Source organism: Rossellomorea oryzaecorticis (assembly GCF_038405515.1).
Lineage (GTDB): Bacteria > Bacillota > Bacilli > Bacillales > Bacillaceae_B > Rossellomorea > Rossellomorea oryzaecorticis_A.
The window spans coordinates 95,424-106,981 of record NZ_JBBYAF010000008.1 but is presented as its reverse complement, the minus strand read 5'-3'; the positions used below and the strand labels follow the sequence as shown (position 1 = coordinate 106,981).

Genomic DNA, 11,558 nt, shown 5'->3' with positions numbered 1-11,558 from the left:
GCTTTCGCAAAAATCTCTGGTCTGGTAGTTCAGTTGGTTAGAATGCCTGCCTGTCACGCAGGAGGTCGCGGGTTCGAGTCCCGTCCAGACCGCCATTTTTCTTGAATGGTCTTAAAATTAATAAGGCTCAGTAGCTCAGTTGGTAGAGCAATGGACTGAAAATCCATGTGTCGGCGGTTCGATTCCGTCCTGAGCCACCATCTATTTCACCTAGTGCCGGTGTAGCTCAACTGGTAGAGCAACTGACTTGTAATCAGTAGGTTGGGGGTTCAAGTCCTCTTGCCGGCACCACTCAAGAGATGGAGGGGTAGCGAAGTGGCTAAACGCGGCGGACTGTAAATCCGCTCCTTCGGGTTCGGCAGTTCGAATCTGCCCCCCTCCACCAAGCTTTTTTACGAAGCGGCAGCGTAGTAAAATAAGCATCCTTAAACATTGTGCAGCATTGCTGAGCATTAAGCTTACAAGCGAAGTGTAAAATATATTTCATAGGGGCATAGTTTAACGGTAGAACGAAGGTCTCCAAAACCTTTGGTGTGGGTTCGATTCCTACTGCCCCTGCCAATTTAATTTTAGTATGGCGATTGTGGCGAAGTGGTTAACGCACCGGATTGTGGTTCCGGCATTCGTGGGTTCGATTCCCATCAGTCGCCCCATTATAGTCACATTTTCAATTCTGTGACATATATTATCAATGGGCTATAGCCAAGCGGTAAGGCATCGCACTTTGACTGCGACATGCGTTGGTTCGAATCCAGCTAGCCCAGTTTATTTGCGGAAGTAGTTCAGTGGTAGAACACCACCTTGCCAAGGTGGGGGTCGCGGGTTCGAATCCCGTCTTCCGCTCCATTTATAAGGCGCCATAGCCAAGTGGTAAGGCAGAGGTCTGCAAAACCTTTATCACCGGTTCAAATCCGGTTGGCGCCTCCATAATAATGCCGGTGTGGCGGAATTGGCAGACGCGCACGACTCAAAATCGTGTTCCTCTGGAGTGCCGGTTCGATCCCGGCCACCGGTACCATTCGCGGGTGTAGTTTAGTGGTAAAACCTCAGCCTTCCAAGCTGATGATGAGGGTTCGATTCCCTTCACCCGCTCCAATCATACATACTTTAGACTTTCTCGTTGTGAGGAAGTCTTTTTTGTCATTTCTTTGTTCCAGAGGATCTTGTTGAAATTGTAAAGAATTGATCTGTGATTTCGTGGGAGCAAGCAAGTTGCAGGGAGACAATTCTTTTTTATAATAATTCTAAGTAGCGCAATAATCCGGAATGTGGCGCAATAAATAAAATTCCGGCGCAATTATCGAAAAAGTTGCGCAATAAATGAGATTCCGGCGCAATTAGTAACAAACTGGAGCGATTACTCAAGTATGACTGGAATTCTGTCTGTCACAAGGGGATATTTACACCAAGGGAAAGTCAAACTATAGAATTTTGTTCCGCTTTTGTTATATTTAAGGCCTTTTCAGCTACTTTTCAGCTAAATAGCAATGCAAATTGTTTTGGTTACCGTCATCCACCTTCTCGTTAGAAAATAACCATCTTCAACTCCACACACCACTCTACTCCTTAAAAGCCAATCGAAAAACCAGCCCACTTCCATCCCATAAAACCCACTTCCAGGATGATCAAAAGCCATATATCCAAATCCAACAATCAATCAATAATTCAACTAGTCAAAATATTGCACCTTCTTTGTCAATTTTGTTGACCTAAATAAAAACCACTTCACCTTATAATGTAAGAAAGCGGTTACATAAAAAGGGGTGGTGAGACGTGTGGAACCAACGATAAAGACCGGACCGGTAAGTACCCAAGCACAGATCAAGGCAGTGTCAAAAAGGAAATTTAAATATAAGAGTTTGTTGACGTACGCTGCATTTGTAGGACCTGCACTACTCTTTTTCCTTGTGATTCAGATTCTTCCCTTTTTAATGGGAGTCTATTATTCTTTCACTTCTTGGAATGGAGTCAGTTCTGTTGTCGAGTGGGTGGGTTTTGAGAATTATAAACAGATTTTTACGAATGACAAAACGTTCTTAAATTCATTTATGTTTACGACGAAATTCATGTTTGCCGCGGTTATTATCAGTAACTTAATTGGTTTTGGTTTTGCATTGCTTTTAAATGCTGCACTTAAAACACGTAATATTCTAAGAACGGTGTTTTTTATTCCAAATGTCATTGGCGGATTATTATTAGGGTTCATCTGGCAGTTCATTTTCGTAAAAGGATTTGCTTCTGTTGGGAACATGACGGATATCGCGTTCTTTAAAATGCCGTGGCTGGGGGATGAAAAGACGGCTTTCTGGGGGATTGTCATTGTGTTTGCCTGGCAGATCAGCGGCTATATGATGGTCATCTATGTAGCGGCCTTGCAAGGGGTGGATAACTCATTGTTGGAAGCTGCTAAGATTGACGGGGCATCAAATTGGACGCTGTTGACAAAGATAATTATTCCATTGATTCTTCCTGCTTTCACGATTTGTTTCTTCCTGACGATTTCGATGGCCTTCAAGATATTTGATTTGAACATCTCATTGACTGGCGGTGGTCCTTTCAATTCGACTCAGTCTGTTGCGATCAACATCTACCAGGAAGCATTCCAGAATAACCGGTATGGCCTGGGAACGGCAAAGTCAATTCTATTCTTTGTTGTCGTAGCGATTTTTACGACCTTCCAAGTGATGATGACGAAGAAGAAGGAGGTTGAGGCATAATGGGCAATCGGTATACAAAAAAGACGTTTGTACTTGAGATTATCGGGATTGCGCTTGGTATCCTTTTCCTGATTCCTTTTTACTTTGTATTCATCAATTCTGTCAAACCGTTTGCGGCCATTCTCATTGATGCTGCAGCGTGGCCTAAAGAATTCATGTTTTCGAATTATGCCAAGGTGTGGGAGATCATCAACTTTCCAAGGGCATTCTGGAATTCTCTTGTCATCACTGTAGCCAGTAATATTGGTTTAGTCATTATCAGTTCGATGGCTGCTTGGAAGATGGTGCGTACACCGGGCAAGTTCAGCAAGATTCTCTTTGTTATCTTCGTATCTGCGATGGTCATCCCGTTTCAGACAGTGATGATTCCTCTTATGAAACTTGGAGGCGCATTGAATCTCACGAACAGCATACCGGGGCTTGTCATCATGTACTTTGGATTCGGGGTTCCTCTTTCTCTATTCCTTTATCATGGATTCGTGAAAACAGTCCCGGTTGAAATTGAGGAGTCTGCAATGATTGACGGGTGCAGCCAGTTTGGGGTGTTTTGGAGAATTGTATTTCCCCTCCTTAAACCGATCACTGTTACAGTCATCATTTTAAATACTCTTTGGATTTGGAATGACTACCTGCTTCCTCTCCTTGTTTTACAGGATGCTGAGCTGCGGACGATTCCGCTTGCTGCAAGTTCATTCTTTGCACAGTATACAAAGCAGTGGGATATGGGACTGGCGGCATTAGTGCTGGGCATAGCGCCGATCATCGTTTTCTTCCTGTTCTTACAGAAACATATCATCAAAGGAATTGCTTCAGGGTCCATTAAGTAGATATAAAGGTTCTGTATTCCATGCAGAACTTTATATACAATAAGATTATATCAAGGGGGTAAATCCAGTTATGAAACGTATTGTATTATTATTCACGTCTTTGATTTTAGTTTTTGGTATCATTGCCGGTTGTTCATCCAAGGACACTTCATCAGGAGGCGACGGGGATTCAAAGTCGGGAGATGATGTCGTCACTCTTAACTTGTTCCAATTTAAAGTGGAAATTGCCGATCAGCTTCAAGAGATGATCAAGGAATTTGAAGCAGAACACCCAAACATTAAGGTTAAACTTGAAACTGTTGGCGGCGGAGCCGATTATGGAGCTGCGCTTAAAGCGAAATTTGCCTCCGGTGAAGAGCCTGACATTTTCAATAACGGTGGTTTTAAAGAGTTAGAGCTTTGGCAAGAGAAATTGGCTGATCTTTCTGGTGAGCCGTGGGTGGACCATGTTCTTCCCATCGGTAAAGTTCCGATGACTGCTGAAGACGGCAAGCTGTATGGTATGCCGGTAAACCTTGAAGGATATGGATTTGTGTACAATAAAGATTTATTTGAGAAAGCAGGCATCAAAGAAGCTCCAAAAACGATCGATGAATTGAAGGATGCGTCTAAAAAGCTAGAAAAAGAAGGAATCACACCGTTCTCAGCGGGTTACGGCGAATGGTGGATTATCGGGCAGCATTTACTGAATATTCCTTTCGCGCAGCAGGATGATCCTGAAGCATTCATCGCAGGATTATATGATGGTTCTGAAAAAATCGTCGGTAATGAAAAGTTCAAGCAATTCAAGGAAGTACTTGATACTGAGCTTAAATATGCTAATGACAATCCATTAACAACCGATTACAACACGCAGGTAACGCTTTTCGCTTCTGGTGAGACAGCGATGCTTCAGCAGGGTAACTGGACGGAGAATATGATCACTGAGATCAATCCTGAAATCAACATGGGCTTCCTTCCTATTGCAGTAAATAATGAAGAGAGTGCAAACAGTCTTCCTGTCGGTGTACCGAATAACTGGGTGTTAAACAAAAACTCAGAGCACCTTGAAGAAGCAAAAACGTTCTTAAACTGGATGGTTTCTTCTGAAACAGGAAAACGTTATATCACTGAAGAATTTGCTTTCATCCCGGCATTTGATAATATCGAGCCTGCAGGACTAGGTGACCTTGGTACGTCAATCCTTGACTATTCTAAAGAAGAAAAAACGATTCCTTGGACTTGGTTCAGATGGCCGGATGGAGCAAACAAAGAATTTGCTGCTGCAATCCAGGAATATGCTGCAGGAAAAATCGACTATGATACTTTACTAGAGAGATTCCAGCAATCCTGGGATAACTTGAAGTAAAACAGAATAAGCGGAAGCATGTCTGAAAAGGCATGCTTTCTGTGTATTCTATAGGTAAATTCCAGGAGATATAAACTGGTTCTAGCTGTTGATTGGAGTGCAAGACGAACTCCTGCGGGAGAAGTGGCCAATGTGAGACTTGTCCAGCTCCGGGGCTTAGAGGCACATGTCATAAGTCAACTCGTCCAAGAAGGCAAAGAACGCCTTCGTGGCCGATTCGCCTTATGCCTCCCGCCTCTGAACAAAGCCCTTCCGCTTTTCTACCCGCAGGGAGGTACGACCGAGGAGGCTCACGGGTCACCCGCGGAAAGCGAAGTCTTGCAAGGAAATCAACAGCGGTGTTTAAAGAGAGCTCCTTTTTAGAAAAATTTCATTATTTCGAAAAAACTCTTCATGTATGTACAAGTAGGTATTATACTAGGGATAAGCAAAATGTGGAGGTACCTTTCCTCATGTTAAAGAACAGTATCCGCAATAAACTGATTGTTCTCCTTTTGATAACGACCATTGTACCTTTTGGCAGCTCAATTGTGATTACATATTTGTACACGAAGAATTCGATTGAAGATCAGGTAGTTTCAGAGAGCAGGAATTTGTTATATCAGGGAAAAGTTAATTTAGAGAGTTATATCAATGAATTGAATGATTTGACTTTATCTCTATATAACAATCCTGATTTTATAAACTATATGAGAAACCCTGGTCAGGGGAATGATTACCTGACGATCGGAATTGTAAAGAATGTGGTACAAACGATTTTATACACAGGGGATACAATCAATGGGGTCAAGATTTCTTTTGCGGAAGAAGACAGGGTGATCTCAGCTACGAAACGTTCTACCGTCGTTTTCTCGAGTAAACGGAAGGACGCGAACGAAGAAGCATTTCTAAGGGCGCAGCGGAGTCCCTACAATATGTATATTGAACCGACATATCCACAGAAGGAAAATGAAATCAAGCGTTCCAGAAATATCATCACGTTCCACAGGGCCTTAAGGAACATCCCGGATGATGAGGTTCTTGCTTACATATCCCTTGAGATATCACCCGAGAAAATCATTGATTTAAGCCGTAATCTCTATACAAGCGAAACGGAAGAATTCTATATTCTGACACCACATGGAGGAATGATTTACAGCTCGGACCTTGATGTATCGGATGATAAGAATAACCAGAAGTGGATAGAGCGGATCGTTGAGGGAAAAGAACTCGCCGGGGTGCTGGAGTGGAAAGAAGATGAGTTCAATGGGGTGATCATGTATGATCAGCTTCCACTTTCATCAGGAGGATGGATCCTTGCGAAACGGGTCAGTTATGCGAACCTTTACGAAAGCGCCTTCAGTGTTGCGAAGATCAATATTCTATTTGGAATTCTCGGTTTGACGCTGGTCGTACTTGCCACGCTTTTCGTGTCATTTAAAATCACGTCGCCGATACGTGTGCTTCTTCGTAATATCCAGCAAGTAGAAAAAGGGAATATGAATGTTGAGTTCCCGTCATTCGGTTCTGATGAAATCGGTTTGCTGGGGTTCAGGTTTCAACAGATGATCGAACGGATCAACACACTGATCAATCGGGAATATAAGCTTGAGCTTGAGAATAAAAACAATCAATTAAAAGTGCTGCAGTCACAAATCAACCCCCACTTTTTATACAACGCGCTTCAATCCATCGGAACGGTTGCGTTAAAGAATAAAGTTCCGCAGGTCTATACGCTCATTACGTATCTGTCAAAAATCATGAGGTACGGAATGAATATGGAAGAAGATATGGTGCCGCTTGATAAGGAAATCAGTTATACAAAAGCTTTTCTACTTCTCCAAAAGGAACGGTTCGGGGAAAATCTCGACTACATCATTGAAGTGGATGAATGTGTAAGTGAAGCATACGTACCCAAGATGATTCTTCAACCGATCATTGAAAATTACTTCAAGCATGGCTTTGATATTCGTGATGGAATCGGCAAAGTAGATCTCATCTGTAAACGAGAAGGCGATGAGCTCGTCATTACCATACGGGATAATGGCGTCGGCGTGTCAGAAGAAAGATTGAAGGAAGTATATGAACATTTTAAAGCGGCAGCCTTAAATAAAATCGGGGATTCAACGAACATTGGATTGAAGAACGTATTTGTACGCTTGAAGCTATATTATGATAATGAAGCCTCTTTACTGCTTGAAAACCATGTGGAAGGTGGATTTATGGTTACTATGAAGCTGCCAATAAAGATGGAAGGTGAAGCGGATGAAAGCAATCATCATTGACGATGAAACACACGTGCGTGAAGGGTTACTTTTATTAGCGGAGTGGGATCGATTCGGGATTCATACCATCCTTGAGGCAGAGGACGGGGAGCAGGCGAAGAAACTGATCATCGAACACCGGCCGGAAATTATTTTTACAGATATGAGGATGCCGAAGCTTGACGGTATCAGTCTCTTAAAGTGGCTGCACGCTTCCGATATCAAAAGCAAAACGATTGTTGTAAGCGGGTATGATGACTTTGAATATATGAGGAATGCGATTTTTTATAAGAGCTTTGATTATATTCTCAAGCCGATTGAACCGGATGTATTGAATGAAACCTTGGAGAAAGCAGTCAAGGAATGGAAGGAACAGGCACGTTCACGAAGATCCCTCGTGGAGGAAAGCCGGGTAATCAATGAAGTGAAGCCTCTTTATTGGGACAGGATGTTTTCGAACCTGTGCAATGATCAAGGTCTCCACGATACGGCAGAAGAGAAGATTGAAAATGAATTTGGGGTGCGGTTTAGTAAAAAACAAAAGACTGTTGCCCTCATGCCAATCAAGCCAATCGTCATGAAATCGTTTCAAGGAGATAAAGAACTTGCCTTCTTTACGCTGACGAATATTTGTAATGAGCTGCTGAAAAAGCATAATGATGGGGTTTGTTTCAGAAATATCCATAAAGACGAAGAGCTTGTCATTCTCTTCTGGAACGATAAGAACATGATGTTTTTACTGGATGAACTTTATTCGTTGATCTATCAATTCAGCAAGATCTGCATAAAAATCTCTCTAGGTGAAAAATCACTGAACATGAGGGAGGCTTATGCTTCCTCTTTGGAAGTATATTTAAAGCATGACTTAAGGGATCCGGATAGAATCATAACGGCCAAAGAAGCTAAACCTATACCGCTTCTGCACTTACTCGACTATTCAAATGATCTGAAATGGACGATTCGTACAGGGAGTCCTGCCGGGGTTGAATCCTCACTTCATCAAATCTTTCAGGCTTTAGAAACCAGGCATGCGCTCTCAATGGAGCAGATTCAGGTTTGGGAAAATCAATTTGAACTGCTTCGAAATAATTGGTTGAAAGAATATGAGATTGAGAGTCGGTCTTCTTTTTACCAGGGAGTGGATTATTGGAGTGAAGGCGGGGAATTTTCACTTCAAAAGTTCAAAGAAGAAAAGATGAAAGAATTTAAAGACCTGGTCGAAACATTAACAACGAAGAAGTATCAGAAAGAGAAAAACAATATGCAGAGAATCGAAGAATACTTGAATCAGCATTATCAGGAGGATGTGACCTTGCAGGAAATAGCCGATACATTTTTTCTGAGCAGGGAATATATTTCAAGGAAGTTCAAACAGGAATACAAGCTGACGATCACGGATTATTTAACGAATATCCGTATGAAGAAAGCTATGAAACTATTAGAAAATCCATATCTCAAAATATATGAAGTAGCCTATGGGGTTGGGTATGGAAATGAGAAGTATTTCAGCAAAGTATTCAAAAAGCAAGTTGGTATTACGCCTAATGAATTCAGGCAGTCTCTTCTAAAACAAAACTGATGGAGGTCAAATCATGGTTAACGTTACAGTATGGAATGAAAATCGTCATGAACAAAAAAGCGAAAAGGTGCGCGAGGTGTATCCTGAAGGGATCCACGGAACGATTGCGTCATTCCTGGGTGAGGAATCCTTCAGCGTCAGGACCGCAACATTGGATGAAGAGCAGCACGGACTGACAGATGAGGTTTTGAATTCAACGGATGTCCTCCTTTGGTGGGGGCACATCGCCCATGATGAAGTTTCGGATGATGTAGTTGAAAAAGTGAAGCAGCGCGTCCTTGACGGGATGGGACTGATTGTCCTCCATTCCGGCCATTTCTCTAAAATTTTCAAAGAACTGATGGGAACATCGTGTGACCTGAAATGGAGAGAAGCCGATGAAAAAGAACGCATCTGGATTGTCGACCCGAGTCACCCGATCACTGCGGGACTGGGGGAATATATTGAACTTGAAAAAGAGGAAATGTACGGGGAGCATTTTGACATCCCGGCACCTGATCAACTGGTGATGGTGAGCTGGTTCGAAGGCGGCGAAGTATTCAGGAGCGGATGTACCTATTTGCGCGGGAATGGAAAGATCTTTTATTTCCGTCCAGGGCATGAAACATACCCGACTTATTACAACCGTGAAGTCCAACAAGTGATCATCAATGCAGTGGAATGGGCAAAGCCTGTAGCACGCAAGAGACCCGTATACGGGAACGCAAAGCCGTTGGAAGAGATTAAGGGAGCTAACTAAAGGAGGAATTAAAATGAGTAAATTAAAAATTGGTGTCATCGGTTGTGGAAGTATCGCCCAGCATCGCCATCTGCCTGAATATGCAAGCAACAAAGAAGTTGAAATCGTTGCGGTATGTGACATTGTGGAAGAACGCGTTAAAAAGACAGCGGAGAAGTATGGAGCTGAAGCTTATACAAGTTATAAGGAGCTGCTTTCTAACCATGAAGTCGAAGCTGTAAGCGTTTGTACACCGAATTATTTGCATGCCCCCATCTCGATTGCCGCACTGAACGCAGGGAAGCATGTGTTATGTGAAAAGCCGATGGCGACATCAACCGAAGAAGCGGAAAATATGATTGCAGCAGCTGAAAAAAACAGCAAGAAATTGATGATTGCTCATAATCAGCGCTTTGTTCCTTCGCACCAGAAAGCAAAGGAGTTAATTGAAAAAGGTGAAGCAGGAAAGATCTACAGCTTCCGTACAGCATTCGGCCACGGCGGTCCCGAGGGATGGAGTGCCGATGGGAAAGACAGCTGGTTCTTTAAGAAAGATGAGGCGTTTATCGGTGCGATGGGAGACCTCGGAGTACATAAGACCGACTTGCTCCGCTACGTGCTGGGTGAAGAATTCGTGGAGGTCGGAGCTTTTGTAGAAACGAGTGCAAAGGAGAATGCCGATGTGGATGATACAGCGGTCTGTGTACTGAAGACAGAAAGCGGGACGATCGGGACTCTTGCTGCCAGCTGGTCGTATGTATCAAAAGAGGACAATTCAACGATTATCTATGGAGAAAAAGCGATCCTTCGTTTAGAGGATGATCCGGTTCATTCACTTGTTGTTCAGTACGCGACAGGTGAAGTGGTGAGATATGAACTTGGCGGCATCCAGACGAATGAAGACGGCGGTCAGACGAGTTCACGTGTGATTGATCAATACGTCCAGTCCGTGCTGAAGGACACCGAACCGCCTGTGAGTGGAAGTGAAGGATTGAAGTCCCTGCAGGTCGTGTTGTCTGCACTTGATTCAAATGAAACAAAAACAATCGTAAAACTGTAACCTGAGGTGATGCATCATGTCAAAGCTCCGTATGGGGATCATCGGGGTCGGCGGAATCGCACAAAACCGCCATATCCCTGCGTATAAAAAATTGGCCAATACGGTCACGATTGAAGCGGTCAGTGATATTAATGCATTGACTGCCCGGACCGTGGCTGAGAAGTTCGATATTCCAAACGTATACAGTGATTATCGCGACATGTTCGCTCATGTCGATGCCGTCACGATCTGTACCCCGAATAAATTTCACGCTGAAATTTCGATTACAGCCCTGCAAGCCGGACTCCATGTGTTCTGTGAAAAACCTATGGCAATGACGCCTGAAGAATGCCAGGCAATGATCGACGCGGCAGATGAATCGGGAAAAGTACTGGCGATTGCCTATCACTATCGGTTCATGAAAGATTCCAGGGCTGCGAAACGATTCATCACAGCAAACGAAATCGGCGAGCCGATCGTGGCAAGGGCAAGAGCGATCCGCCGGCGCAAGGTGCCTGGCTGGGGCGTATTCACGAACAAGGAGCTTCAGGGCGGGGGGAGTCTCATCGATTACGGCTGCCACTTCCTGGACCTGTCACTCTGGCTTCTTGGGAATCCGAAGCCTGTCGAGGTGACAGGGACTGCCTATAACAAGCTGAGCAGAATGCCTGGAGAAGTCAATCAATGGGGAGACTTCGACCGCGAGAACTTTGAAGTCGATGATCACGTGACAGCTTATATTAAGTTTGACAACGGTGCATCGATGCTCTTTGAAACATCCTGGTCCGCCAATGTGAAGAGCGATGAAGAAAGCTTGAGCATATCCGGTGAAACGGGCGGTGTCGATCTGTTTCCGCTGCACATCAATCAAATGAAGCACGGAATGCTCCTGAACAGCGAGGCTGACTGGATCCCAGGTGAAGACGATCCGAGTCTTCCACAGGCAGAGAATTTCATCAACAGCTGTCTCGGCGTTGAAGAGCTGATTGTGAAGCCTAAAGAAGCAATGGCTGTATCGCAAATCGTCGATGCCATTTATAAAAGCAGTGAAACACGTCAAAGCATCATATTGAAATAGGGGGAAGCA

At 43.7% G+C, this 11,558-nt stretch carries 8 protein-coding genes and 11 tRNA genes; all 19 read left to right on the top strand.

Translation table 11 applies throughout. The annotated features are described in order from the left end of the window. Positions 1–18 precede the first annotated feature (18 nt). A tRNA-Asp gene (locus tag AAEO50_RS06295) sits at positions 19–95 on the top strand. 29 nt (positions 96–124) lie between these two features. After that, positions 125–200 (top strand) — tRNA-Phe (locus AAEO50_RS06290). A 15-nt stretch (positions 201–215) separates the two neighbouring features. Beyond that, positions 216–291, top strand: a tRNA-Thr gene (locus tag AAEO50_RS06285). 10 nt (positions 292–301) lie between these two features. Next, positions 302–385, top strand: a tRNA-Tyr gene (locus AAEO50_RS06280). Between the two features lie 102 nt (positions 386–487). After that, positions 488–561, top strand: a tRNA-Trp gene (locus tag AAEO50_RS06275). A gap of 16 nt (positions 562–577) precedes the next feature. Further along, a tRNA-His gene (locus AAEO50_RS06270) sits at positions 578–653 on the top strand. Between the two features lie 39 nt (positions 654–692). Continuing rightward, positions 693–764 (top strand) — tRNA-Gln (locus AAEO50_RS06265). 7 nt (positions 765–771) lie between these two features. Further along, positions 772–846 (top strand) — tRNA-Gly (locus tag AAEO50_RS06260). Positions 847–853: 7 nt separating this feature from the next. After that, a tRNA-Cys gene (locus AAEO50_RS06255) sits at positions 854–927 on the top strand. Positions 928–934: 7 nt separating this feature from the next. After that, positions 935–1,018: transfer RNA gene (locus AAEO50_RS06250), tRNA-Leu, on the top strand. A gap of 3 nt (positions 1,019–1,021) precedes the next feature. Further along, positions 1,022–1,095: transfer RNA gene (locus AAEO50_RS06245), tRNA-Gly, on the top strand. A gap of 725 nt (positions 1,096–1,820) precedes the next feature. Continuing rightward, positions 1,821–2,717, top strand: a complete 897-nt coding sequence (locus AAEO50_RS06240) for a carbohydrate ABC transporter permease (RefSeq protein ID WP_425383160.1) — start codon at positions 1,821–1,823, stop codon at positions 2,715–2,717. Further along, positions 2,717–3,544, top strand: coding sequence for a carbohydrate ABC transporter permease (locus AAEO50_RS06235; protein ID WP_341981623.1), 828 nt, complete (start codon positions 2,717–2,719; stop codon positions 3,542–3,544). The genes AAEO50_RS06240 and AAEO50_RS06235 overlap by 1 nt, the downstream gene beginning before the upstream one ends. 70 nt (positions 3,545–3,614) lie before the next feature. Then, positions 3,615–4,892 (top strand): ABC transporter substrate-binding protein, encoded by a 1,278-nt coding sequence (locus tag AAEO50_RS06230; RefSeq protein WP_341981621.1) that lies wholly within the window; start codon positions 3,615–3,617, stop codon positions 4,890–4,892. A gap of 452 nt (positions 4,893–5,344) precedes the next feature. Beyond that, complete coding sequence (locus tag AAEO50_RS06225; protein WP_341981619.1) at positions 5,345–7,156, top strand: sensor histidine kinase; 1,812 nt, start codon at positions 5,345–5,347, stop codon at positions 7,154–7,156. After that, positions 7,137–8,714 (top strand): response regulator transcription factor, encoded by a 1,578-nt coding sequence (locus AAEO50_RS06220; RefSeq protein ID WP_341981618.1) that lies wholly within the window; start codon positions 7,137–7,139, stop codon positions 8,712–8,714. The genes AAEO50_RS06225 and AAEO50_RS06220 overlap by 20 nt, the downstream gene beginning before the upstream one ends. A 13-nt stretch (positions 8,715–8,727) precedes the next feature. Next, positions 8,728–9,453: a ThuA domain-containing protein gene (locus tag AAEO50_RS06215; RefSeq protein WP_341981615.1), complete on the top strand. Its 726-nt coding sequence runs from the start codon at positions 8,728–8,730 to the stop codon at positions 9,451–9,453. Between the two features lie 13 nt (positions 9,454–9,466). After that, entirely contained in the window at positions 9,467–10,492 is a 1,026-nt protein-coding gene (locus AAEO50_RS06210) for a Gfo/Idh/MocA family oxidoreductase (RefSeq protein WP_341981614.1), read from the top strand. A 16-nt stretch (positions 10,493–10,508) separates the two neighbouring features. Then, positions 10,509–11,549, top strand: a complete 1,041-nt coding sequence (locus AAEO50_RS06205; protein WP_341981612.1) for a Gfo/Idh/MocA family oxidoreductase — start codon at positions 10,509–10,511, stop codon at positions 11,547–11,549. Positions 11,550–11,558: the final 9 nt, after the last annotated feature.